This is a genomic window from Acutalibacter sp. JLR.KK004 (genome assembly GCF_036941085.1).
Taxonomy (GTDB): domain Bacteria; phylum Bacillota; class Clostridia; order Oscillospirales; family Acutalibacteraceae; genus Acutalibacter.
Window position 1 is genome coordinate 2,256,412 of sequence record NZ_JAYMNQ010000001.1, and the last position, 21,638, is coordinate 2,278,049.

Below are 21,638 nucleotides of genomic sequence, written 5' to 3' on the forward strand. Positions count from 1 at the left end.
CTATAATTTTGCAGCCAGCACCAGCAGCCTGCCGTTGTGGGCGGAGTCGTAACAGGTAGACAAAGTCAGGATTTGTTGTCTGTATTCAGGGGGAGGATTGATGGTCAGCAGTGCCTTGCCAATGACTTTCTCAACAGCGCTGTTGAAATCTTCGGCGGCATCGGCGCTCACAAACTTGTACCATTCATCATTACTTTTGACCCAGGCCACGGCGAACAATTGATATTCCTCGCAGCCATCCGCAGTTTGAAACTCGATGATGGGGTGCTGCTCACAGAAATCCTCCTGCACATACCCTTGCAGAGCGGCGAACATGGTACCGTTCATCATGTTGTGGCCATAGATGATGAGGTTGTCGCTGTCAAGACTGCATCGGAAATCCAGAAAAGGAACACCGGATTCGCTGTACTCGCCCTGAAAATTTCGGCGCAGATACTTTTCAGGATCGTCCGGCGTATGCATGACAGGGTAATTGATGTCGGTTTCAGGGATACACAGCCAGCCCACAAAATCCTCATTCATGGCGAACAGTTCGGAGAGGGCGCGCTGTGCCGGTTCATCTTCAGCAGGCATTTCTTCTGGTATTTCTGAATTGTCTGGCAGGGTACTGGCAGGTGGATAGGCAGATGGTGTTGGCGAGGTTGACGGTTTTTCTACTGTCACCAGCTTGGCAAGTTCCTCGAAATCTTCTTTTTCTTTCTGCCGTGACAGCAATTCCCCTCCAATCATCATCCCACAGGTGACAAGGACAGCCGACAGCAGAGTGATGAAAACGCCGAATTTAGTCCTCCGGCTCATAGGACTGCACCTCGAAAAACTGCCCGCCGTCTGTATCGGGGAGCTGGTCGCCGTTCATGCTGGCGTCGAAATAGATAGCCAAGAATCGCTTGATGTCGCTCTTGCGCATACGCCTGACTTCAAACCCCTGCTCGGAGATTACTTTCTCAATACGGTTCACAGCCTGGAACACCTGGTCAGCTTTCATCCCCTTGCACCGGCTGATAAACAGGAACTGCCGGGCGGTCGCCATCTCAGCCTGCGCCCGGTCCAGCATATCCATGTCCTGCTCGATGAGCCGCCGCACCTGGGGATTCTGCTCCTGATGGAGCCTGCCCTGGAGATATGCCTTGTTATCGTCAAAGCATTCGCAGAAGTCGGTGCAGGTGATTTCGATGTCTGGGATTGCAGACAGTACCATCATGAGGTGACGGTCTGCTCCTTATCGCCGATATCCTCATGGACAGCGACTTCCTTGCCGCCCAATGACAGCTTTTCGAACACCACAATATCTGTAGCGGCATTCACCCAAGAGGTGTCAAAGGGAAAAGAAACAGTGACCTCTCCTTCAGATTTTTCGGGAGTAAACACAACCTCGGCGCGGATTTCCTCGCCGTTGAGCTTGAAAGGTTCACCGGTGGTCTTATTCATTAGCGTACCGGTCAGCTTGTATTCCTTGCCAGCGGTCAGTCCCTTGTAAGACACCACATCTTCGATGGTGATGAGTCCATCTGTGGATACTTCTTTCTTGCCGTCAATAGTTGCTTTGGTGCCGATCCTCGGCCCGGTAACGGTGACTTTGACCGTCTGCGCCGGGTCTTCAATATTGGCATGAGCTGCCAGCTCGATGCCCTCACGAGACAGGCTTTCAAAGGCCACAATTTCCGTGGAGTCTACCAGCCCAGTGGTGTCAAAGGTGAACTGCACTACAGTTTCGCCATCAGTAGTATCGGGAGTGAAAGTGCTTTCAGCATGGATTTCTTCGCCTGCAACCTTGAGGGCCTCTGTAGCTTTGCGAAAAAACCGCAAAAAAATTTCAAATTATCTGCAAAAAAAGAAGAGCGCTTAAATGGTAAAATAAACCGTTTAAGCGCTCTTACTTTTTAGAAATCAGCTTGGCTTTTTCCTGCGGTTTCCGTGTTCCTCAAGGATAAGATTTTCCCCTGTCCGGGGCTGCTGGTTCGGTATGTATTCCAGCAGCTCAGGCAGGGTGCAGCCCAAAGCCTCACAGATTTTGTCCAGGTGTTCGAAGCTTACCCGCTCGGCTACTTCTTGATATAAATCGCTGATAGTACCGGGCCGGATGCCTGTTTCCCTGGACAATTTGGCTTGTGTCCACCGGCGTTCGCCGAGGATTCTGGATAGATGAATTTTAATCATCTTTCATGCCCCTTTATTGGGCATTTTACCAGAAAGAGTATAATTTGTCCGCACTTTGTAAGGTTGTGACAAATATCGTAAGAACCTTACAATATCTGTTAGAAGTTACGGATAATCACTTCCGCATACTGCTTTTTATTTTCCCCGCTGCCAGACAGGTTTTCCCTGCGCTCTATCCTCTCGATAGTATAATCCTTATACAATTTCCGCACCTCGGGGCAGTCATTGTAAGAGAGGATAAAACGGCCCTTAACAGGCTCCAGAGCGGCCCGTAAGCGCTGGTGGTCATCCGGGGTAAAAGGGGAGTCATAATACCCCTCGGTGCCAATATACGGCGGGTCAAGATAGAACCGTGCGGCCTTGCGGTCATATACCCGGATAAGGTCTGCAAAGTCCTTGTGTTCTATGTTCACGCCCCGGAGCCGTTCTTTTATGGCGGTTAAGCGTTCAACCGCATTATCTACCATCTTTTTACTGGTTCCATAGGTTCTGTGCTCACTGCCAAAGCTCAGCTTGACCATATAGAAAAACCGGGCGGCCCGCTGGATATCCGTAAGCCCCCGCATGTTGGCTTGGGCCACATAATCAAAAAACTGCTCCCTGGAAGAAAGCAGCCAGTCAAATTCCCGCTGCAGCTCCCCGCAGTGATACTTTACACAGCGAAACAGGTTCACCAGATTGCCGTTGATATCGTTATAGACTTCCAGCTGGCCCGCCTGCTTTTCCTTGGCGAAAAGCACCCAGGCCGCACCGCCGAATACTTCAATATACCGCTCCACCTTGTCCGTGGGGAAACGCTCCAAAATGGCTTTGCGCAGCATACGCTTGCCGCCGATCCAGCCCATAAAGCTGTCCATATAATAGTCCATCCCTTTCTGTAAATTAAGGGGCCAGAATCCTCGGGCGGACTACCGAAGGGCAGCAGGCTATTTCAGCTTTTCCGCGATCCGCTTGGCAAGCACAGCGGCCTTGCACTCGCTATGGGTCAAGCCCAGCTTGCCGCCGCCCACGCCGGAGATAATACCTTTCTCCACCAGCTCCCGGATATCCTCCCGCCAGTAGCCGGGCACCTCATCCAGGGTGTTGTAGGTGGGGTTGATTTCACCGTACATTTTCTTAAACTGCCTGCCGTCCATGATGCTTTCCTCCTTTGCCGCCGGGTCTTTAGCCGAGGCGATTTTGGTAATATAGTCCAGGCACACCCAGCCCTCGCCGGTGTAGCCCCAGCAGCCGTCCTCTTTGGTGATGGTGACCACTGTGCCGTCCGTGTAAACCTTGAGCACCTGGCCGCTTACCGGGGCCGCGCGGCAGTTGAGGCCATCGTCCGCATTGACCTGGCCCTGATACGGCTTAAAGGGGCCAGCGGGAGCGCCGCTCAATTTCTGGTTTACCTCTTTGGCAATCTGCCCCAGGCGGTTGTAAATGTAATCGCCAGGACAGGATTTGTTTTCATACCAGCGATGGGCCGTCATATTCTGTAGGTCAATCCGGCCCGCCAGCCCTTTATCTGCCTGCCACAGCAGCTGTTTAATAGAGTTGCGCTTACAGATATCCGCGCACAGCTCCACCAAAGATTTCCAGACGTTGGCGTTAATGGCGTAAGGGTAAAAAGCATCGCTTGCGCACTCAATGGTAATGGCCCGGTTGTCATTTGCGGCGCTGCTGGAGCACCAGGAGCGGTCGCTTTCGTCCACAATGGTGCATATGCGGCCATCGGGGCCTATGCCATAATTGCAGCTTGCCCCCAGCCCTGGATTGCTAAAATGGGAACACAGGGCCTCCACGCTCATCTGGCCCACCACACAATGAATGGTAATGGTGTCAATTTTGTGGTTCCGGGGGCTGTTGCGGTTGGGGCTTATCTGCCGCATACAGCTTAAAGCGCTGTTACTCATCCCGCACCCCTTTCTCCGGCTCGAAAATCTCACCGGGCAGTAAAATGGTATCCCTGGACGCCCGCACCTTTTCAATCAGCTCATGGATAGGCGCAGCGCCTGCGGATAGGATAAGGCCCGTCATAACATAGGCCACGGCGGGCAGCTGGGCTGTGTATGGGCCATGGCCCGGACGGCCCAGGCAAGGGCCTGCCCCCAGCTGCCCCGGCTGCTGGCCCCCATGGAAAGCAGGAGCCGGGAAAAGGCCGCGCCCCGTGTAAACCTTTGGGCAAGCTGCCAGGTACCGTCCAGGTTCCTGCGCCCGTCCAGGTAGATGGCGCTTTCCCCCAGGTTGCTCACCCGCAGCCGCAGGCTCTGGTTTACAAACAGCAGCCGGTTTTTGTTTTCCAGCACTACCGGCTGCACCGCCCCGATGGTGTCGAAAATCAGGTGGGCGGGCTTTATTTCGTCTATCTGCCGGATAAGCTCCCCCAGGTCTTTGGTGGCGTCCGGGAAAAGCAGGCGGACAGTCACAGAAAAGGCATAGCCCGCAAAATGCTCGGTGACTTCCCCCTCCCGGCCCGTTATAATCTGCACCAGCTCCCGTATGGCCTGCACCGTAGTGACGCCCCGTGTGTTAAGGCGGGCCAGCACCCTGGCCCGCCGCACCTCCAGGCTTTCCCCGGTATTGACCGGCAGGCCGAATATGCGCTCATGCCGGGGCAGGAGGAAAGTGCTGGTACACACCGCCAGCTGGGCCGCCATAGCGTCTATGGTTCGCTGGGCCTGGTTGATTTCCGCCTCCTCCGCCTGGAGCAGGTCGGCCATTTGCTCCATAGTCCGCACCCTGCGGGGCAGCATGAAATCATCCGTCAGGGGCATGGATGTCCACCTCCTCCAGGGTGAAGTATTCCCCATACCCGCAGGAAAGGGAGGCAAGGCCGCCGTTTAGGGTATAGCTTACGATATCGGCCACGCCCTCCACGCCAAAAATCAGGTCTCCTATGCGGTAATAGCTTATGGTGCTTTCCCGGCCCTCATCGCCCCGGGCCGGGGCCTGGTCGAAGTCCTCCCGGTTTACGCTGTCCACATACGCCTGCAGCACCGCTATGGCGTTCTGGCGTATGTCGGCTATGTTGTAGCCGGGGGCCGCCTGCACCTCCACCACGATATGGGCGGCTTTGGGGGCTGCCCCCGCCACCGTCACATCCGCGCCGATCTGCCGTTCCTCCTCGATATGGGCTTTCACATTTTCCAGCACCACCCTGTCCGGGGCCTTGTATTGGTTGGACAAAACAATGACTTTCACCTTGCCCGCCCCGCAGACCTCCGCGCCCAGGCACTTGGCCCCGCCCACCCCGGACACCTGCTTGGCCCAATAGATAAAGTGGTTGCGGTTGCCGCTGGTGATGGGCCGCCGTATCTTGTCAAAAATGCGCTGCCGGAAAGAATTGTCACTTTCGGATTCCGTGCCGCCCCCAAAGGGCTGGGGGTTGGTGACGGATTTCACCCCGTCCACCGATGCCTGCAGGGCTGCTATAGCCCCTGCCGGGGCGTTGCCCGCTGGCCCGGTGGTCTGGCAGACGGCCCCCACTTCGCAGGTGCCGTCTGCGCCGATCCGGGCCGGGGCGGTTGTTTCAAACACCAGAGCGCCGTACAGCGCCCCGGTGCCCTGGGGGATGGCCGCGCCCACGTCTCCGGTAAAGAGCAGGGTGCCCGTGGCTGCCGCGGCAGGGTTCCTGGTTTCGTTATAGTCCAGGGCCTTGCGGTCTAAAAACTCCCCCTCGGCTGTGTCCAGCAGCACCCTGTCCGGGATGGGCATGACCTCCATGGTGTCAAGCCTGGATATCTCCTCCGCCACTGCCTGCAGGTTGTCCATGCAGAAGCCGCCCTCCATGCGGTTGGCGTCATTCTTAAGGCTTTCCCGCATCCGCTGCAGCACCGCGCTGGCGCTGAAATCAAGCTCACTCACTACAGATTCACTCCTTTCGCCTCCCATCGGATTTTATCCGGCCCGTAAACCGTGGTGCAGTCAAACTCTGCCGTCACCCCGCTGCCGGTCTGGCTTATCTGGAAATTGCCCAGCTCTCCAGGTTGGATTGTCCAGCATGAAATCCGTGAATTCCACCTTGCACATATCCGGAGACGGCGCACCCATCCGCCTGGCGGCTTTGATGACGGCGAGTTCATCTTCCGGCAGGTACAGGTACTCGGTTTTGGGGCCGTACTCCATCTGCGCGACGGCAATAATGTCCCGGCGGGGTTCGCAGTAGGGGAAAGTTGCGCCGTGGTAGACTTCACGGTACGGTACGTCCTCACTTGTGAAGAGCAAGCCGTAGGTGGTGGGAGTTCCATCTCCGCTGGTCAACAGTTCACGGCCTGCCTGCTCGAAGTCGAGTTTGTCAATCTCTGAAGCGGGCAGAGCGCCCATCTTATTGAGCAGATATTTCCTGCCCACAGCGGCCAGGTCGGTGACGTTTTGCACCAACGTGTACCTCTCCATGTTGAAGGACAGGTTGATGAGGGCCTTGAGGTCTGATGGCTGCTCCACCTGCACCGCCGCCCAAAACTGATCTTGTTCATACGGGGTGAACCGATCCAGGTTTTTGGCGAGGAAGTTCAGTTCGTCCAGATCGATTTCCTTTCCATTCAGCATAGCCAGCGCCTCTGGAGACACATCGTCGGCGGTGACCTTAAAGGGTGCGGTGCGGAGCTCCTTGACGAGCGCCTTTTGAATTTCTGCTTCGCGCAGAGGGAGGATCAGCGTGGTCCGCATGGGGCCGTGCCAGATTTTTAAGGTTATCATAGATTCAGCTCCTTCCTGAAATAAAAAAAAGCCGGTCGCTTGTTCTCGGAGAAATTCTCCAGCGACCGGCTATGTATTTTTGCGATGAGAGGGCCAGCAGATCATCTCCGCTGGCCCTCTCATTTCGTTCTATTCGGTTGTTGTGAGAGTTCACTTCCTGCCGGAAAGCCAAAAAGCCGTTTTGCCATCCACGTTTTCGCACTTTTGAAATCCAGGCTTCCGGGCATCAAAAAACCGCGCAACCGCGCGGTTTTTTGAGCGAATATCTTTTTTATATCCACAGGATGGTCCGAGTGGCGAGACTTGAACTCACGGCCTCTTGACCCCCAGTCAAGCGCGCTACCAACTGCGCCACACCCGGACAACGTAGATAATTATACCCTATCCTGCCGGAAAAAGCAAGATCTTTTTGCAGATTTTTTGAATTTTTTCAGCAGGCGACGCCTTTCCCAGAATTGAAGGCCAAAAACCTGCAAGAATACAGGTTTTTGGCCCTCTTGTCTCTCTATCCTGCCGCTTTTGAAAGCCTGGGATTTACAGCACCTTAGACAAAAACTCCCGCAGCCGGGGGTTTTGGGGATTGTCGAAGAACCCTTCCGGAGCGCCCTGCTCCGCGATGTTCCCCTCGTCCATAAAGAGCACCCGGGTGGCAACAGAACGGGCAAACCCCATCTCGTGAGTAACCACCACCATGGTCATGCCGTCGTCCGCCAGCTCCTTCATAATCTCCAGCACCTCCCCCACCATCTCCGGATCCAGCGCAGAGGTAGGCTCGTCAAAGAGCATCACATCCGGGTTCATGGCTAAGGCCCGGGCGATGGCGATGCGCTGCTGCTGCCCGCCGGAAAGCTGCTTGGGATAAGCGTCGGCCTTGTCCGGCAGGCCCACCCGTTTTAAAAGCTCCAGGGCTTTTTCCCCGGCCTGCTCTTTTGTCATCAGCTTCAGCTTCACCGGGGCCAGCCGGATGTTCTCCAGCACAGACAGATGGGGGAACAGGTTAAACTGCTGGAACACCATGCCCATGCGGGTGCGCAGCTTGTTGATATCGGTTTTGGGATCGGTAATATCCACGCCCTCAAAGGTAATAGTGCCGCCGGTAGGCTGCTCCAAAAGGTTCAGGCACCGCAGGAAGGTGGACTTGCCCGAGCCGGAAGGCCCAATCACCGCCACCTTCTCCCCTTTGCGGATATGCTCGTTGATACCGGCAAGCACCATATGATCCCCAAAGGCTTTCGTCAGGTTTTTAACGTCTATCACTGGTGCGCAGCCTCCTTTCCAGCAGTCCCAAGAGCGAGGTAAGGGCCAGCACCATAATCAGATACAGAACGGCGATGGCAATATAGGGTACAAAGGGCGAATAGGTGCGGCTTTGTACAATCATAGCACCCTTGGTCAGATCCGTCAGGCCGATAAAGCCGCATACCGAAGTTTCCTTCAGCAGGGTGATAAGCTCATTGCCCAAAGCAGGCAGTATGTTCTTAACGGCCTGGGGGATAACGATGTACCGCATGGTCTGGGCGTAATTCAGCCCCAGGGAGCGCCCGGCCTCAGTCTGGCCCAGGTCGATGGACATGATGCCCGACCGCACGATTTCAGCCACATAAGCGCCGGAATTGATGCCAAAGGAAAGGGACGCCACCCAGAGCATGGAATCGCTGCCGGCCCATTGGAACACGATGAACCACATAATCAAAAGCTGTACCGTGGAGGGCGTGCCGCGTATGACGGTAAGATAGAGCTTGCACAGCCAGTCCAGCACCCCCAATACGATATGCCCCAGGCCCTTTTGGTTCCCCCTTTGGGAATCATGGGCAGAGCGCGCCACCGCCACCAGCACGCCGATGATGGTCCCCAGCACCAGCGCCAGCACCGTTACCTCCAGCGTGGCCGCGATGCCGGATACAAAGTACCGCCAGCGGTTGTCCGTTATGAATGTCTGTGTCAACTGGTCCAACAGCCATTCCATATTTTAACTCCTCCTCTTCCCAAGGCATCAGGGGGGCTTTTCGGAAAAAGCCCCCCCTGGCAGCGTGGCGCTGCCCAGCCTATCCTCGTGCCGCATGCCTTAATTACTCGGCGGTAATGTATTTGTCCACGATTTTCTGTACTGTGCCGTCGTCAATCAGCTCGCCCAAGGCGGTGTCCACCTTCTCCAGCAGCTCCTCGTTGTCTTTGGCAATGCAGATGGCATACTCTTCTTCAGCATAGGCAGTGTCCAGAATCTTCAGGCCCTCGTTGGCAGCCACAAAAGCCTTGGCAGGCTCGTTGTCAATAACCACGCAGTCCACCTTGCCGGAAAGCAGGGCCATCACCGCGTCTGTACCCTTATTGTAGCGGGTGACGTTTTCCTCGCCAAAGCCGTCCTCCTCTACAGGGGCAGAGCAGTAGATGTCGCCGGTAGTGCCCTGCTGCACGCCAATCTTCTTGCCTGCCATATCGTCAATGGCAGCAATGTCGCTGCCCTCAGGCACAATAACCACCTGCACGGCAGTGGCATAGCTGCGGGTAAAGTTCACGTTCTTCTGCCGATCCTCTGTAACCGTCATGCCTGCCATGCCCATGCTGGCCTTGCCGCTCTGGACGTTGGGGATGATGGCGTCAAAATCCACGTCGGAAATTTCAAAGTCCATGCCCAGCTTGTCGGCAATGGCCTTGCCCACCTCGGCGTCAATGCCCACAATATCGTCGCCTTCATAATACTCGTAAGGCTCGAAGAAAGCGTTGGTGGCCATCACCAGGGTGTTGTCCCCGTCGCCCGTGTCTGCGGGCTGGGCGGATTCCTCCCCGGCAGCTTCGGAACTGGAGGCTGCGCCGCCGGGCTGGGAAGCGCCGGAAGCCGCGTCCTTCGATTCGCCGCAGGCGGCGAAAACAGTCATCATCAGCAGCAGGGCTGCCAGAAGCATTGCAAATTTTTTCATGTTCTTTTCTCTCCTTACTGGGCCGTTTTCCCCTTCTTTATTGTGAAAACTGCGGCCCGTTTGTGAATTATGGTTTTAGTACAGGCCCTATTATACAGCATATTTTTTCAGTTGAAAAGGGGCAAAACGGGAAATTTATCAGGTTTTATGCACATGGTTTTGTATAAAAATACAACTCCGCCCGTTTTCCCCTCCCTTCCCGCCCAGTTGACAAACCCTGATTGGAAAGGTAAACTAATTCTGTAAGGAAGGCTCGTAATCACAAAACGCGCGCCATCACAAAGGTTTTTAACAGCAGGCACGGCGTTTTTCCTGAAAATTCCCTGCCCGGTGTCTGGGGCGGCAGGTTTGCAGGGCAGCCCCCAAGAAAGCCGCGCGGAAAGGACGAGAGTATGGAAAAGTACAGCATTTCGCAGGTGGCAGAAAAGTTCGGGCTGGAGCCGCACACCCTGCGGTTTTACGAAAAAGAGGGGATTGTCTCCCCGGGCCGCACGCCCAGCGGCATCCGCACCTATACGGAGGAGGATGTCAGCCAGTTGGAAACAGCCCTGTGCCTGAAAAGCACAGGCATGCCCTTAAAGGAAATCAAGCGGTACTTCCAGCTGGTGCAGGAAGGGGACGCAACCCTGGACCAGCGGCTGGAGATTTTCACCTCCCATCGGGAACGGGTGATAGAGGGCATTGCCGTGATGGAAAAATATCTACAAAAAATCGACCACAAAATTTCCTGGTATCAGGGCTTTGTGGCAAAGAAAAAAGGGGGAAACCAGGAAAATATATGAATAAATTGTAACAGGACTATTGCTTTTCTATAAAGGACAGGCTATACTAAGGGTATAAGCCTGAAAGCCCCCGGCCTTTTCGCTTGCCGGGGGCGCCTTTATTTTCATCATACTTTTTGGAATAAGGAGAGTGAACTGCGTTGGAAAAGATCATACGTTTTTTTAAGCTCAAGGAACACGGCACCGACGTAAAGACCGAAGTTATCGCCGGCGTCACCACGTTCCTGTCCATGGCCTATATCCTGGCTGTGAACCCCAGCATGCTGGCGGACGCGGGAATGGATCAGGGGGCTGTGTTCACAGCAACCGCTGTGTCCGCCGCCATGGCCACCATCATCATGGGCGTTTTCGCAAATTACCCGGTAGCCCTGGCCTCCGGCATGGGGCTTAACGCCTATTTTGCCTACACCGTCTGCCCCATGCTCATTGGCATGGGCATCACAGACCCCTGGAAGGTAGCCCTCACCGCCATCCTGGTAGAAGGCGTCATCTTCATTATCCTGTCTTTCTTCAAGTTCCGGGAGGCCCTGGTCAATTCCGTCCCCGCCAACCTGAAGTACGGCATCTCCGCGGGCATTGGCCTGTTCATCTCCATTGTCGGCCTTAAAGGCGCGGGCATTGTCACCACAGACGCTTTCGCCATTGTGGCAGAGGACGGCACCGCAACAGTCAGCTCCTCCACCCTGGTCGCTATGGGCAACCTCAGCGATCCCGGCGTAGTGCTGGCCTTTGCAGGGCTTATCGCCATTGGCGTCATGTGGCACTTTAAAATCAAGGGCGCTATCCTGTGGGGCATTCTCGCCACATGGGTGCTGGGCATTATCGCCCAGCTTGCCGGCTGGTATCAGGGCCTGTCCCTTATCCCTGATTTCAGCGCCGGCATCCTGCCCCCGTCCTTAGCCCCCACCTTCTTTCAGTTTGACTTCGCCTTTGTAGGCAAGCATTTTGTAAACTTCGCCGCCATTGTGTTTGCTTTCCTCTTTGTGGATCTGTTCGACACTGTGGGCACCCTTATCGGCGTGGCCGACCAGGGCGGCCTGCTCACAAAGGACGGCAAGCTGCCCAAAGCGGGGGCTGCCCTGATGAGCGACGCTATCGGCACAGTGGCAGGCTCTGTGCTGGGCACCTCCACTGTCACCAGCTATGTGGAATCCACCGCGGGCGTGGCGGAAGGCGGGCGCACCGGCCTGACCGCTATCTCCACTGCCGTTATGTTTGTGCTGGCCCTGTTCCTGTCCCCCATCTTCCTGGCAATCCCCAGCTTTGCCACCACGCCGGCCCTGTTGTTTGTGGGCCTGCTGATGATGAAGTCTGTGCTGAAGATGAAGTTTGAAGGGGATATCGCCGACATCGTCGGCGGCTTCCTGGCCCTCATCATGATGCCCTTTACCTATTCTATCGCCAACGGCATCATGTTCGGCATCCTGGCCTGGGTTGTCCTGAAGGTTTGCACCGGCAAGGTCAAGGACGTGCATCCCGTTATGTGGGTGGCCTTTGCCCTGTTCGTGCTGCGCATCATCACCCTTGTCATGCCGGCCTAAAGCCGCGGCGCATCCACGTCTGTCCAAGAGCCTGGGGGCTTGTCCCCAGGCTCTTTTTCTGCCCAGGCCCTTTGCACCCCTTTGTAAAAATTTACGCTCCCATATTGCAAAAACCAAAAAACTGTGATAGGATAGCCATGCACGCAAAAAGCGGCGGAAGCGGGAAACCGTTTGCGCTGTTTTTTTACATAAAGCTTTCTGCAAAAAACACAGAAGAAACGGCGCAGGGCCTGAAAGGCTGCTTTTCCAGGGTTTTTCACAGGCATCCTGTACGGTTTTGCAACGAAGATGGAGGGTATATGGCACAACAGCGGATTCGCAGTATGACAGAAGGAAGCCCTGTAAAGCTGCTCATCAGTTTTGCCCTGCCGCTAATGGTAGGCAATGTGTTCCAGCAGCTTTACACTGTGGTGGATACGGCAGTGGTGGGCCAGATGGTGGGCGTGGGGGCGCTGGCCTCCCTGGGGGCCGCAGACTGGCTCAACTGGATGACCTTAGGGATCATCCAGGGCTTCACCCAGGGCTTCGCCATTTTAATGGCCCAATATTTCGGCGCCAAGGACTACCGCCAGCTTTCCCGCTCTGTGGGGGCCTCGGTAACCCTAAGCGCCATTGCGGCCCTTTTGCTGCTGGCGGTCAGCCAGCTTGCCATCCTGCCGGTGCTGGGGCTGCTGAACACCCCGGCAGACATCCTGGGCGGCTCTGTGCTCTATCTGCGCATCATGTTTGGCGGCATCCCCATTGTGGCGGCCTATAACCTGCTGGCCTCCATCCTCCGGGCCTTGGGGGACAGCAAAACGCCTTTATACGCTGTGGTGCTGGCCACCTTTGTGAACATCGCCCTGGATCTCCTCTTTGTAATGGGCTTTCACTGGGGCATCGGGGGCGCGGCTGGGGCAACGGTGTTTGCCCAGGCGGTTTCCACCCTATACTGCTATGGGAATGTGCGGAAAATCACCATCATCCGCCTGGAAAAAACAGATTTCAAGCTCCAGCGGGACATGGTGGCAGCCCTCCTCCGGCTTGGCTCGCCTGTGGCCCTGCAAAACGCCATCATCTCCGTAGGCGGCATGGTGGTGCAGTCTGTGGTCAACCGCTTTGGCATGCTGTTTATCGCAGGCTTTACCGCCACCAACAAGCTGTACGGCATCCTGGAGATTGCCGCCACCTCTTACGGCTACGCGGTCACTTCCTATGTAGGCCAGAACTTGGGGGCAAAGCTGCTGGGCCGCATCCGCCAGGGAATGCGGGCCGCCGCTTTGGTGGCCCTGATCACCTCCATGGTAATTGCCGCGGCCATGCTGCTTTTCGGCAAAAGCATCCTGGGCCTGTTCATCTCCGGCACCCCGGAGGAGATTGAAGCCTCCATGGCCATTGCTTACCACTATCTGGCGCTGATGAGCCTGGGCCTGCCCATCTTATATATGCTGCACATTTACCGTTCCGCCCTCATGGGCCTGGGGGATACCGTTATCCCCATGAGCTCCGGCTTTGTGGAGATGGCTGTGCGCATAGGCATTGCCCTTTTCCTGCCCCTGGCTATAGGACAGGAGGGCATCTATTATGCGGAGGTAGGTGCCTGGACAGGGGCCGCCCTGCTGCTGGTGGCAGGATATTACGTGCGGATGCATGGGCTTAGCCGTAACTTACCAGCCCGTTAGGGTGTGGGGCGCTGCCCCACACCCTGCAAGGGGCCTGATGCCCCTTGACCACGCAATTTTTCTCAGCGAGTGAATAAGGAATAGAATTCGAGTTCTGAATCCATAAATTTGTTTTCTGACAACTAAACAAATTGTCGTTGTCTGAACAGTTAGCAGTAATAAACTATATAATCTTCAGTTATTCCGAAAATGTATATATGTCTAAGCGGCTTAACGAGGATGTTCTAAAAAATCAAAACCTTATAAACATTTCAAAAAAAGTAGTATTGCTATCGCTAATCATCCATTTGCGGATGCTTTATCTTCCGCGATTATGGAATTCACTTTATCGAAAAGGAATGAAATACCCAATCTGCTCAGCAAAGAATATGCGATAAGTTGAAGTAGTATAGGATAAAAACCTCTTGTTGACAGCCTGCAAACCGTTGATATGATTGACTTTCTTCAGGTCCTATAATTACACTCGGACCATCCTGTGGATATAAAAAAGATATTCGCTCAAAAAACCGCGTTTTTACAGTGAAGAATTCACCATGTTCCACAGCTTTCCATAGCGTTTCGTGGAAGTGTAAAAAAGCGGCGAAATTCCGAGGAATTTCCTAACTGCCCGAACCATCCCGTCCCTTATCTTTCCATAGTGCTCCATAATGTTTATGGAGGCTGATAAGGGACAATTCAAGGGACAGCAGAATTAAGTTCATATTCTGAAATATGCAGGCGGACTGCTGCGGTGGCATCCTGCTGACCCTTAGAATTCAGTTAAGCACATCCCCAAAAGAGGAATCTGCCCAGGCGGCAGGTTCCTCTTTTGCATCTCCCGATGCCAAGGGCGGCGGGAAATGACGCTGGCCCCCGCCAGCGAAAGGAGATGAGCAGCATGTTCTACCAGAAAGTCAACCGACATAGCCGAGAGGCCATGACCGGCTTCCTGGCCCGCCACTACCGCAATAGTAAACGCACTTGAAAATCGGTAATTGCCGATTTTCAAGCAGGGCGGCGCGGGCACACCCGTGCCGCCAAGTTCCAAGGAGGTGATACCTCAGAGGTATCACCTCCTTGGAACTGTGTTAACTATACCACACCATGAACTCCTGGAACCGCTCCACATCCTATGCCAACGACGTCAAGGCGCCGAACCTGGATATCCCCAGCGAGCTGCAAGACCTGGCCTATGACGTGGCTAGCGGCGAGGTGGAGGCTCCCGATTGGGACATATTCTTTGCCCGTACTGTCTCGGACTTCTACCGGCGTACCGGCTACCACATTGGCTTCAATGGCCGCAGCAGCGGTTACGACTGGCTGCGTATGCGGCTGAAAGAAGGAGGACCGAATGTCACAGTTGAAAATATATGAAGGTGAGGTCAATGCCGGCCTGCTCAACGATATGGTTGCCTTTGTGCTGGAAACAGCCGGGGCAGGCCATCCCCAGCGGCAGCTGATAAGAGGACACTCTCTCATATTGATTTGAATGTCAAGCAGGGAGAATGTATCCTTCTTTGCGGTGAAAGTGGGTGCGGAAAAACCACTGTTCCAGGTCATACACCCGCACGGCGCTTAAATCGTCCGGGTCATAGCGGAAGTACACTTTTTTGCCCATGTAGTTTAAAACTTTTCTTCCGTGAGGTATTCAAAAGATATTTCCCTTTGCCGCCGCTTATCCCTGTCACGCCATGCGTTGATAGCCGCATAGCGTATGACTACTCTGCAAAAGGCATTAAATGTATATTCGATATGCTCCTTGTATGCTTCTGTGAAAACCATAGGAAATTTCCCCTTTCCTCCCTTAAAGGAAATTGCGTAGTTTACAGTTTTATTTATAATTCAGAGGTGAGGCAGTGCTTAGTCTGTTGCTCCTTAATTATTTGTCTTATAAAATAGACTCATTGCATTTGCTAATTTTTTAGAAGCAAATACATTTATTTCATGTCCTGATTTATCAATTAAATATAATTTGGAATTAGAAATAAGATTTGCCATTTTCTTTGCCGCCTTAATATTTGCTGTATCCTTTTGACCGCATATAATTAAAGTTGAACACGCGACACTTTTTAACTCTTGCTCAAAATCCAAAAACCTCATTGAATTTGTTAATTGAATTATATCTTGTTTTGCTATTCCATCTTTAGAAATAAGGCTGTCTGGCATAATGTGGAATACTATATTTTGAAATCTTAATAATAGCTTCGGCATTTTGTACTGTGGCGCAATCAACACTAAAGATGAAACTTTATCAGCATGATTCAACGTATAATTTAATGCCAAAACTGCACCTAACGAGATTCCGCAAAGATTTATGGGATTTAAAAAATCATCAACGTAATTTTCAAAGGCAAGATATATTTTTTCATAAGTCTTATCTTCACATAAATTAAAGGTGGTAGAAATCCCTTTAAGCGAGCTGCACTCGTTCAAGGGCCACCCTTTCAAGGTCAAAGATGATGATGCCATGATGGAAACAGCGGACAGCATCCGGCAGTACGGCGTTCTTGTTCCTGCTATCGCCCGTCCTGACCCCAGCGGCGGCTATGAGCTGGTAGCCGGACACAGGCGGCATCGGGCCAGTGAACTGGCAGAGAAAGAAACCATGCCGGTCATTGTCCGGGATTTGGACGATGACGCCGCCACGATTATCATGGTTGACAGCAACCTGCAAAGGGAAAGCCTGCTCCCCAGCGAAAGGGCCTTTGCCTACAAGATGAAATTGGAGGCCATCAAACATCAAGGAGAACGGTCGGATTTAACTTCTCGCCAAGTTGGCGAGAAGTCCAGCACTTCTATTCAGCTTGTCGCAAATCAAGCTGGTGAAAGTCAAAGGCAGGTGCAACGCTACATCCGCCTGACCGAGTTAATCCCCGAACTGCTGAACATGGTGGACGAAAAGAAAATTGCCCTGAACCCGGCCTATGAGCTGTCCTTTCTCAAAAAAGAAGAACAGACACAGCTTTTGGACGCGATGGACAGCGAACAGGCCACCCCCTCCCTTTCCCAAGCCCAGCGGCTCAAGAAATTCAGCCAGGAGGGGCGTTTATCCATAGACGTAATGCGGGCGATTATGGGCGAGGAAAAGAAAAGCGATCTGGACAAGGTGACGTTTACCTCCGACACCCTGCGGAAGTATTTTCCCAAAAGCTATACCCCTGCCCGGATGCAGGAAACCATCATCAAACTGCTGGAACAGTGGCAGAAAAAGCGTCAGAGAGATCAGGAACGCTGAAAGGAGCGCCTATGAGAGATCACGTTGCCAGGGAGTTAAAGGGCCACAACATACTGGCTGTGGAACGGTTTCAGGATAAGACCCGCTGGATGGTGGAGTTTTCCGTCCTGCGGCCCCGTACCGCCTACGGCGCACCCGGCGATGAAACGCGCCTGTTTCTGGACGAGGACGGCTACCAGGCCGTTCTCGCCAGCCAGAAACGCCGGGACATCAAAATCAAACGGTATGCCCGCGTCATTGAGGGGCATATCCTGGACTTCAAGCCCAAAAAGAAACGCCACCCGTAAACCCGACAAATTGAGAGGAAGGAATGAATATGTGTACCGTTAAGGAAATCAGAGAAGCCATCCGGGAGGACTGCCGCTCCCAGCGCAACATGGAAACCATTGAGATTGACCGGATTTTTCAAACCCTGACGTTTCCGCAGTTAGAGAGCCTGTTTGACAAACCGCCCATGCCGCCGTTTTTTCACCGGTACAGGCAGAAGTCAGCCAGCAAATGAACGCCGCAATTCTTTTTACGGGATTGTGGCTTTTTTCATGCCCTGGGAAACGAAAGGAGTGCAGAAAATGGCCGTTTTTCGCGTAGAACGCACACAGGGATACACCGTTATGAGCAACTATCATCTGCGGGACAAGAGCCTGAGCCTGAAAGCAAAGGGCCTGCTGTCCCAGATGCTCTCACTGCCGGAGGATTGGGACTACACCCTTTCCGGCCTGGCTGTTATCAACCGGGAAAGGACGGAATCGACATCGCCAGAGATTACCTGCGCCGCTCCCATGTGCTGGTGGTCTGCGGACACTCGACCGATGAAACGGTCAAAAACGATATTGCCACCGCTGAACGCCTGCGGATCACCGCCACCACGCTGGACGGGATTCTGACGGTGAAAGGCCAGGGCCGGGAGAAAGGGGGCGCACACCATGCCTGAGCAAAAGACCATCGGCCAGCTGATGGAGGAAATGCGGCTTAAAGCCGGGGCGCGGGAGTATTCCGGCCATAGTTACATGGACTTAAACCGGTTCGCGGAGGACACCCGGCACATGATTATTTTTGATACCCTGACCGCTGATTCCCCTGTTGGCTGGAAAGGGGAACGCAGCCGCGCCTTTCTCACAGAGGAGGGATATAAAAAGTCCCTGGAACGCCAGGAACAGGGGCATGTCCGGCAGTCCTTTGTCCCCGGCGAGATTACCCCGGAAGAAGCCAACCGGCTGGGCGTGGAGTTTGCAAAGCGGTTCACCAAGGGCAATCACGCCTTTGTGGTCTGCACCCATATCGACAAGTCCCATATCCATAACCACATCATCTGGAACGCGATCAATCTGAACTGCGACCGGAAATTCCGAAACTTTTGGGGCAGTACCCGCGCGGTCCGGCGGCTCAACGATACTATCTGCGTTGAGAACGGCTATTCCATTGTAGAGGACCCAAAACCGCATGGAAAAAGCTACAACAAATGGCTGGGGGATCGGGCAAAGCCCTCCCACCGGGAACAGCTCCGCATGATGATTGACCAGACGTTGGAACAGAAACCGGCAGACTTTGACGCGCTGTTAAAGCTGCTTGAGGAAATGGGCTGTGAGGTGTCGCGCCGGGGACAGGCAATCCGGCTCAAAGCCCCCGGCTGGAAGAATGTTGCCCGCATGGATGAAAAGCTGGGACAAGGGTACAGCGAAGATGAAATACGGGCGGTACTGGCTGGGGAAAAAGAGCATACCCCAAGAAAGAAAGCGGCTGTTCAATCAGAGCCGCCCAAGGTCAATCTTCTGGTGGATATTCAGGAGAAATTGCAGGCCGGAAAAGGCGCTGGCTATCCTGGGGCATTGCTTGCCACGGTTATCCCGGAACGGGATAACCTTCTTTTTCTCGAAAAAGAACAAAGCCGGTGAGGAATTTGTTAAATTCACTCACCAGCTCAATTCGTTTCAAATTTCTCGGATAGTTCGGTTAGTTCTTTCATGGTTTCCTGCGTATGGTGCAAGAGGGTTTCACGCATTTCTGACGGGCAGCTGCAATACAACATCTTCATCTGACCGGCTCCCTCATCTTCCGGGGAAACATCTGGATTGATTAAAGAATCCAGAGAAATCGGCAGTACCTTTGCCAGTGCCTTCAAAATCAAAAAGGACGGATTCATCTGCCCTTTTTCAATCTTGGCAATCTGCTTGACAGATACATGGCTCAAATCAGAAAGCTCCTGCTGTGTCAGGCTTTTTCCTTTTCGGGCTTCCCGCATTTTTTGCCCTAAAGCGGTTAAATCATCAATCGGCATAATCATTCACCTCAAGTATATTCTATCGTGCCGATTTACGCAAAGGAATAACCTTATTATACCGACTAACAGGTATGATTATACTGTTTTTTTAGTGAGATATAAACGCTATCCTTGTATCACTAACCAAATCAAATTATAATAGAGGTGGATATTTTTTTGAAAAAATCTGTCCGCTATAACATTTCGCGGACATTTGGGTTTTACAATAGCCTTATCAAATTTTGTTACTGATAGGGTTAAATCACAAAGAAAGGGAAAATATATGACGAAAAAATTATATCGAGTTATGTTGTTTGTTGGTACTTCAATGATACATCATTCAGCAGCGGGTGTCTTTATTTTGTGCAATATTTGGTATTTATTCATTTATAGTTCTGAATCTAATAGAAATAGTAAATAGGGAAAGTATTTCACTTACAGCAAGGCGGGCCAGTTTCCTGTCAACATGAGCCAGTCTGCCTTGTGTGGATTGATCCGTTATGAAAGGCTTGCTTTTTCCCATTAAGTTCAGTACACTGTCAATCTGACACAAAGCATTTCATACTGTTTCCATATTGCTTTGGTATAATAATGTGAGGAGGTGTAAAAATGGCTGTTTTATTGATTGTGGAAGATGATACTGCCACCAACGAGGCAATCTGTGAATATATGAGATCCGCAGGGCATATTACCTTGTCGGCCCTTGATGGTGAACAGGGTTTGCAGATTGCAAGGGAGAAATCGGTTGATTTAGTGGTTCTGGATATTATGCTGCCGAAGCGAACCGGTTTGGAGGTATTAAAAGAATTGCGCCAAACAAGCAACATTCCTATCTTAATGCTTACCGCCCTTGACGATGAGCCTACTCAGGCGGCCAGCTTTGATGAACAGGCGGACGACTATATCACAAAGCCCTTTTCCATGCTTTTGCTGGGAAAACGGGTGACGGCCCTGCTGCGGCGGTGTGGGAAAAGTCCGGAACTGAAACAAATTCAGATGGGCGATATTACGGTGGATTTTGGCGGCTATACTGCTTCCGGGCCGGGCGGCCCTATTGACCTGACACCAAAGGAGATCGACCTGCTGAAATTGCTGATAGAGCATAAAGGTCTGGTGCTTACACGGTCGCAGATCTTGGACGAGTTGTGGGGATATGATTACCCCATCATTGACCGCACGATTGATACCTACATTAAAAATTTACGGAAAAAGCTGAGTCTTAACCGGATTGTAACGGTAAAAGGCGTTGGCTACAAGTATGAGGAACACCCATGAGAAATTTAAAGCTCTTTACTAAAATCTTCTTATACACCTTTCTGGTAATGCTGTTTGTCACCGTGATGGCTCATGTTTTTCTCTATGTGCTTGCGCCGCAAATGACCGTAAGCACCAACCGTTTTGTGGAAGGAGCCATTATTGAGAGTGATGTGAATACTGGTATTTTGATAAAATCCGCTATCGGAAAAGCACTGCCGGTATCCCTGCTTTGCTGCGCCATCATTTCCGCTGGGTGTTCCCTGTTGTTTTCCAGAGCCATGACGAGGCCGATCAAGCAGATTGCGGTTACAACGGAAAAGATGGAAAAGCTGGATAAGGCTGCAGCCTGCGTGGTGCATACGAAGGACGAGATTGGCGAGCTGGCCGCCCGCGTCAATAAGCTGTATGCCAGCCTGCTTTCCACCATTGAAAATCTGGAGGAAGAAAAGCAAAACGTCCGTGAGGCGGAACGGTTGAAAATTGATTTCCTGCGGGCCGCCTCCCATGAGCTGAAAACGCCGGTGACTGCCCTGAACGCGATTTTGGAAAACATGATCTTAGGCATTGGAAAATACAAAGACCGGGATCGCTGTCTGTTGGAATGTAAGGAGATTACCGGGCAGCTATCCTTTATGATTAAAGAAATTTTGGATACCTCCCGGCTGGATTTTACACAGGAGAAACAGGACGCGGAAACCTTTGACCTGTCTGAGCGTCTTCCGGCAATCTGCGAGCCCTATCAGTTGATTGCGAAGGCAAAGGGACTCGACTTTTCTTTCAGCATACAGGGAAAGTGCCCTGTCCACACGTCAAAGAAAAGCCTTGAAAAGATCCTGTCTAACCTGTTCTCCAATGCGGTCGCTTACACAAAGCCGGGATGCAAGATCACCGTTATATTGAACGCCCGACAGATAAAAATAGAAAATGAGTGTACGCCCATCCCGCCGGATAAGCTGGCCCATGTATTTGAGCCGTTCTACCGCCCAGACTTTGCCAGAGATCGCAAAGATGGAGGGAATGGGCTGGGATTATATATTGTAGATACGCTTTCAAAGGCCCTTGGGATGCCCTATCAATTTGAGGCGACCAAAAACCCGCCGGGAATGTGCTTTACCCTTTATCTCCCATAAAGCGATGGCTTTTTTTATCCGTTTCATACTGGTTCCATATT

At 52.8% G+C, this 21,638-nt stretch carries 27 protein-coding genes, 1 tRNA gene and 3 pseudogenes; 13 read left to right on the forward strand and 18 right to left on the reverse strand.

The window, feature by feature from the left end:
- From VSQ30_RS12250 to VSQ30_RS12315, 14 genes are all read right to left on the reverse strand, one after another.
- Entirely contained in the window at nucleotides 1–798 is a 798-nt protein-coding gene (locus VSQ30_RS12250) for a class B sortase (protein ID WP_334464360.1), read from the reverse strand.
- The gene (locus tag VSQ30_RS12255; protein WP_334464362.1) at nucleotides 782–1,201 is read right to left on the reverse strand and encodes a hypothetical protein; all 420 of its coding nucleotides are present in this window, start codon (nucleotides 1,199–1,201) and stop codon (nucleotides 782–784) included. Before VSQ30_RS12255 ends, VSQ30_RS12250 begins: the two co-directional genes overlap by 17 nt.
- Nucleotides 1,198–1,806 carry a VaFE repeat-containing surface-anchored protein gene (locus VSQ30_RS12260; protein ID WP_334464364.1) on the reverse strand — a complete coding sequence of 203 codons (609 nt, stop codon included), beginning with the start codon at nucleotides 1,804–1,806 and terminating at the stop codon, nucleotides 1,198–1,200. The genes VSQ30_RS12255 and VSQ30_RS12260 overlap by 4 nt, the downstream gene beginning before the upstream one ends.
- Nucleotides 1,807–1,887: 81 nt before the next feature.
- A complete protein-coding gene (locus tag VSQ30_RS12265; protein WP_160578847.1) occupies nucleotides 1,888–2,157 on the reverse strand; it encodes a helix-turn-helix domain-containing protein in 270 nt (89 codons plus the stop codon).
- A gap of 98 nt (nucleotides 2,158–2,255) precedes the next feature.
- Nucleotides 2,256–3,014 (reverse strand): DNA adenine methylase, encoded by a 759-nt coding sequence (locus VSQ30_RS12270; RefSeq protein ID WP_334464366.1) that lies wholly within the window; start codon nucleotides 3,012–3,014, stop codon nucleotides 2,256–2,258.
- A gap of 69 nt (nucleotides 3,015–3,083) precedes the next feature.
- A complete protein-coding gene (locus VSQ30_RS12275; RefSeq protein WP_334464367.1) occupies nucleotides 3,084–4,052 on the reverse strand; it encodes an N-acetylmuramoyl-L-alanine amidase in 969 nt (322 codons plus the stop codon).
- Nucleotides 4,045–4,176: a hypothetical protein gene (locus tag VSQ30_RS12280; protein WP_334464369.1), complete on the reverse strand. Its 132-nt coding sequence runs from the start codon at nucleotides 4,174–4,176 to the stop codon at nucleotides 4,045–4,047. Before VSQ30_RS12280 ends, VSQ30_RS12275 begins: the two co-directional genes overlap by 8 nt.
- Entirely contained in the window at nucleotides 4,173–4,913 is a 741-nt protein-coding gene (locus VSQ30_RS12285) for a putative phage tail protein (protein ID WP_334464371.1), read from the reverse strand. The genes VSQ30_RS12280 and VSQ30_RS12285 overlap by 4 nt, the downstream gene beginning before the upstream one ends.
- On the reverse strand, nucleotides 4,897–6,003 hold the full coding sequence (locus tag VSQ30_RS12290; RefSeq protein ID WP_334464373.1) for a baseplate J/gp47 family protein: 1,107 nt from the start codon (nucleotides 6,001–6,003) through the stop codon (nucleotides 4,897–4,899). The genes VSQ30_RS12285 and VSQ30_RS12290 overlap by 17 nt, the downstream gene beginning before the upstream one ends.
- 60 nt (nucleotides 6,004–6,063) lie before the next feature.
- On the reverse strand, nucleotides 6,064–6,687 hold the full coding sequence (locus tag VSQ30_RS12295) for a hypothetical protein (protein WP_334464375.1): 624 nt from the start codon (nucleotides 6,685–6,687) through the stop codon (nucleotides 6,064–6,066).
- Nucleotides 6,688–7,122: 435 nt separating this feature from the next.
- Nucleotides 7,123–7,198 (reverse strand) — tRNA-Pro (locus VSQ30_RS12300).
- Nucleotides 7,199–7,371: 173 nt separating this feature from the next.
- Entirely contained in the window at nucleotides 7,372–8,094 is a 723-nt protein-coding gene (locus VSQ30_RS12305; RefSeq protein ID WP_334464377.1) for an amino acid ABC transporter ATP-binding protein, read from the reverse strand.
- Nucleotides 8,081–8,803 (reverse strand): amino acid ABC transporter permease, encoded by a 723-nt coding sequence (locus tag VSQ30_RS12310; RefSeq protein WP_160642445.1) that lies wholly within the window; start codon nucleotides 8,801–8,803, stop codon nucleotides 8,081–8,083. Before VSQ30_RS12310 ends, VSQ30_RS12305 begins: the two co-directional genes overlap by 14 nt.
- A gap of 103 nt (nucleotides 8,804–8,906) precedes the next feature.
- Nucleotides 8,907–9,755 (reverse strand): transporter substrate-binding domain-containing protein, encoded by an 849-nt coding sequence (locus tag VSQ30_RS12315; protein WP_160642444.1) that lies wholly within the window; start codon nucleotides 9,753–9,755, stop codon nucleotides 8,907–8,909.
- 392 nt (nucleotides 9,756–10,147) lie between these two features.
- Between VSQ30_RS12315 and VSQ30_RS12320 the strand changes: the two genes are divergently transcribed.
- The 3 genes from VSQ30_RS12320 to VSQ30_RS12330 all read left to right on the forward strand — a co-directional run bounded on the left by VSQ30_RS12320 (nucleotide 10,148) and on the right by VSQ30_RS12330 (nucleotide 13,739).
- A complete protein-coding gene (locus tag VSQ30_RS12320; RefSeq protein WP_160642443.1) occupies nucleotides 10,148–10,537 on the forward strand; it encodes a MerR family transcriptional regulator in 390 nt (129 codons plus the stop codon).
- 149 nt (nucleotides 10,538–10,686) lie between these two features.
- Nucleotides 10,687–12,078: an NCS2 family permease gene (locus VSQ30_RS12325; protein WP_502876278.1), complete on the forward strand. Its 1,392-nt coding sequence runs from the start codon at nucleotides 10,687–10,689 to the stop codon at nucleotides 12,076–12,078.
- A 299-nt stretch (nucleotides 12,079–12,377) separates the two neighbouring features.
- Nucleotides 12,378–13,739, forward strand: coding sequence for an MATE family efflux transporter (locus tag VSQ30_RS12330; RefSeq protein ID WP_334464382.1), 1,362 nt, complete (start codon nucleotides 12,378–12,380; stop codon nucleotides 13,737–13,739).
- Nucleotides 13,740–14,487: 748 nt separating this feature from the next.
- On the opposite strand, the gene VSQ30_RS12335 is transcribed toward VSQ30_RS12330, so the two are convergent.
- Nucleotides 14,488–14,766 (reverse strand): hypothetical protein, encoded by a 279-nt coding sequence (locus VSQ30_RS12335; protein WP_334464384.1) that lies wholly within the window; start codon nucleotides 14,764–14,766, stop codon nucleotides 14,488–14,490.
- A 56-nt stretch (nucleotides 14,767–14,822) separates the two neighbouring features.
- On the opposite strand from VSQ30_RS12335, the gene VSQ30_RS12340 reads away from it, so the two are divergent.
- Both VSQ30_RS12340 and VSQ30_RS12345 read left to right on the forward strand, forming a co-directional pair.
- The gene (locus tag VSQ30_RS12340; RefSeq protein WP_334464385.1) at nucleotides 14,823–15,092 is read left to right on the forward strand and encodes a hypothetical protein; all 270 of its coding nucleotides are present in this window, start codon (nucleotides 14,823–14,825) and stop codon (nucleotides 15,090–15,092) included.
- Entirely contained in the window at nucleotides 15,070–15,207 is a 138-nt protein-coding gene (locus VSQ30_RS12345) for a hypothetical protein (protein WP_334464386.1), read from the forward strand. Before VSQ30_RS12340 ends, VSQ30_RS12345 begins: the two co-directional genes overlap by 23 nt.
- Before the next feature lie 3 nt (nucleotides 15,208–15,210).
- Here VSQ30_RS12345 and VSQ30_RS12350 read toward each other — a convergent pair whose 3' ends face one another.
- Together VSQ30_RS12350 and VSQ30_RS12360 are read right to left on the reverse strand one after the other, a co-directional pair.
- The gene (locus VSQ30_RS12350) at nucleotides 15,211–15,336 is read right to left on the reverse strand and encodes a Mu transposase C-terminal domain-containing protein (protein WP_334464387.1); all 126 of its coding nucleotides are present in this window, start codon (nucleotides 15,334–15,336) and stop codon (nucleotides 15,211–15,213) included.
- A 257-nt stretch (nucleotides 15,337–15,593) separates the two neighbouring features.
- Nucleotides 15,594–16,151, reverse strand: a complete 558-nt coding sequence (locus VSQ30_RS12360; protein WP_334464388.1) for an alpha/beta fold hydrolase — start codon at nucleotides 16,149–16,151, stop codon at nucleotides 15,594–15,596.
- Here VSQ30_RS12360 and VSQ30_RS12365 point away from each other — a divergent pair.
- The 6 genes and pseudogenes from VSQ30_RS12365 to VSQ30_RS12390 form a co-directional block, all read left to right on the forward strand.
- Nucleotides 16,114–16,953 (forward strand): ParB/RepB/Spo0J family partition protein, encoded by an 840-nt coding sequence (locus VSQ30_RS12365; RefSeq protein ID WP_334464390.1) that lies wholly within the window; start codon nucleotides 16,114–16,116, stop codon nucleotides 16,951–16,953. The genes VSQ30_RS12360 and VSQ30_RS12365 overlap by 38 nt on opposite strands.
- Nucleotides 16,954–16,964: 11 nt before the next feature.
- On the forward strand, nucleotides 16,965–17,240 hold the full coding sequence (locus tag VSQ30_RS12370; protein ID WP_004054662.1) for a DUF5720 family protein: 276 nt from the start codon (nucleotides 16,965–16,967) through the stop codon (nucleotides 17,238–17,240).
- A gap of 29 nt (nucleotides 17,241–17,269) precedes the next feature.
- Nucleotides 17,270–17,455, forward strand: coding sequence for a hypothetical protein (locus VSQ30_RS12375; protein WP_016322379.1), 186 nt, complete (start codon nucleotides 17,270–17,272; stop codon nucleotides 17,453–17,455).
- 37 nt (nucleotides 17,456–17,492) lie between these two features.
- Nucleotides 17,493–17,702, forward strand: a pseudogene (locus VSQ30_RS12380) (DUF6017 domain-containing protein); the annotation flags it as partial.
- A pseudogene (locus VSQ30_RS12385) lies at nucleotides 17,681–17,884 on the forward strand (DUF7768 domain-containing protein); the annotation flags it as partial. The pseudogenes VSQ30_RS12380 and VSQ30_RS12385, both read left to right, overlap by 22 nt.
- Nucleotides 17,877–18,770, forward strand: a pseudogene (locus VSQ30_RS12390) (DUF5720 family protein); the annotation flags it as partial. The pseudogenes VSQ30_RS12385 and VSQ30_RS12390, both read left to right, overlap by 8 nt.
- 101 nt (nucleotides 18,771–18,871) lie before the next feature.
- On the opposite strand, the gene VSQ30_RS12395 reads toward VSQ30_RS12390, so the two are convergent.
- Entirely contained in the window at nucleotides 18,872–19,228 is a 357-nt protein-coding gene (locus tag VSQ30_RS12395; protein ID WP_004070777.1) for a helix-turn-helix domain-containing protein, read from the reverse strand.
- Nucleotides 19,229–19,819: 591 nt separating this feature from the next.
- Here VSQ30_RS12395 and VSQ30_RS12400 point away from each other — a divergent pair.
- Together VSQ30_RS12400 and VSQ30_RS12405 are read left to right on the forward strand one after the other, a co-directional pair.
- Nucleotides 19,820–20,485, forward strand: a complete 666-nt coding sequence (locus VSQ30_RS12400; RefSeq protein WP_016215687.1) for a response regulator transcription factor — start codon at nucleotides 19,820–19,822, stop codon at nucleotides 20,483–20,485.
- Nucleotides 20,482–21,597, forward strand: coding sequence for an ATP-binding protein (locus tag VSQ30_RS12405; protein WP_334464393.1), 1,116 nt, complete (start codon nucleotides 20,482–20,484; stop codon nucleotides 21,595–21,597). Before VSQ30_RS12400 ends, VSQ30_RS12405 begins: the two co-directional genes overlap by 4 nt.
- Nucleotides 21,598–21,638: the final 41 nt, after the last annotated feature.

What these genes read in the sequence shown, in the direction of transcription:
- VSQ30_RS12250 (WP_334464360.1), bottom strand. Translation starts at nt 798, where the DNA reads ATGAGCCGGAGGACTAAATTCGGCGTTTTCATCACTCTGCTGTCGGCT.
- VSQ30_RS12255 (WP_334464362.1), bottom strand. Translation starts at nt 1,201, where the DNA reads ATGATGGTACTGTCTGCAATCCCAGACATCGAAATCACCTGCACCGAC.
- VSQ30_RS12265 (WP_160578847.1), bottom strand. Translation starts at nt 2,157, where the DNA reads ATGATTAAAATTCATCTATCCAGAATCCTCGGCGAACGCCGGTGGACA.
- VSQ30_RS12270 (WP_334464366.1), bottom strand. Translation starts at nt 3,014, where the DNA reads ATGGACAGCTTTATGGGCTGGATCGGCGGCAAGCGTATGCTGCGCAAA.
- VSQ30_RS12275 (WP_334464367.1), bottom strand. Translation starts at nt 4,052, where the DNA reads ATGAGTAACAGCGCTTTAAGCTGTATGCGGCAGATAAGCCCCAACCGC.
- VSQ30_RS12280 (WP_334464369.1), bottom strand. Translation starts at nt 4,176, where the DNA reads ATGACGGGCCTTATCCTATCCGCAGGCGCTGCGCCTATCCATGAGCTG.
- VSQ30_RS12285 (WP_334464371.1), bottom strand. Translation starts at nt 4,913, where the DNA reads ATGCCCCTGACGGATGATTTCATGCTGCCCCGCAGGGTGCGGACTATG.
- VSQ30_RS12295 (WP_334464375.1), bottom strand. Translation starts at nt 6,687, where the DNA reads ATGCTGAATGGAAAGGAAATCGATCTGGACGAACTGAACTTCCTCGCC.
- VSQ30_RS12310 (WP_160642445.1), bottom strand. Translation starts at nt 8,803, where the DNA reads ATGGAATGGCTGTTGGACCAGTTGACACAGACATTCATAACGGACAAC.
- VSQ30_RS12315 (WP_160642444.1), bottom strand. Translation starts at nt 9,755, where the DNA reads ATGAAAAAATTTGCAATGCTTCTGGCAGCCCTGCTGCTGATGATGACT.
- VSQ30_RS12320 (WP_160642443.1), top strand. Translation starts at nt 10,148, where the DNA reads ATGGAAAAGTACAGCATTTCGCAGGTGGCAGAAAAGTTCGGGCTGGAG.
- VSQ30_RS12330 (WP_334464382.1), top strand. Translation starts at nt 12,378, where the DNA reads ATGGCACAACAGCGGATTCGCAGTATGACAGAAGGAAGCCCTGTAAAG.
- VSQ30_RS12340 (WP_334464385.1), top strand. Translation starts at nt 14,823, where the DNA reads ATGAACTCCTGGAACCGCTCCACATCCTATGCCAACGACGTCAAGGCG.
- VSQ30_RS12345 (WP_334464386.1), top strand. Translation starts at nt 15,070, where the DNA reads ATGTCACAGTTGAAAATATATGAAGGTGAGGTCAATGCCGGCCTGCTC.
- VSQ30_RS12350 (WP_334464387.1), bottom strand. Translation starts at nt 15,336, where the DNA reads ATGGGCAAAAAAGTGTACTTCCGCTATGACCCGGACGATTTAAGCGCC.
- VSQ30_RS12370 (WP_004054662.1), top strand. Translation starts at nt 16,965, where the DNA reads ATGAGAGATCACGTTGCCAGGGAGTTAAAGGGCCACAACATACTGGCT.
- VSQ30_RS12375 (WP_016322379.1), top strand. Translation starts at nt 17,270, where the DNA reads ATGTGTACCGTTAAGGAAATCAGAGAAGCCATCCGGGAGGACTGCCGC.
- VSQ30_RS12395 (WP_004070777.1), bottom strand. Translation starts at nt 19,228, where the DNA reads ATGCCGATTGATGATTTAACCGCTTTAGGGCAAAAAATGCGGGAAGCC.
- VSQ30_RS12400 (WP_016215687.1), top strand. Translation starts at nt 19,820, where the DNA reads ATGGCTGTTTTATTGATTGTGGAAGATGATACTGCCACCAACGAGGCA.
- VSQ30_RS12405 (WP_334464393.1), top strand. Translation starts at nt 20,482, where the DNA reads ATGAGAAATTTAAAGCTCTTTACTAAAATCTTCTTATACACCTTTCTG.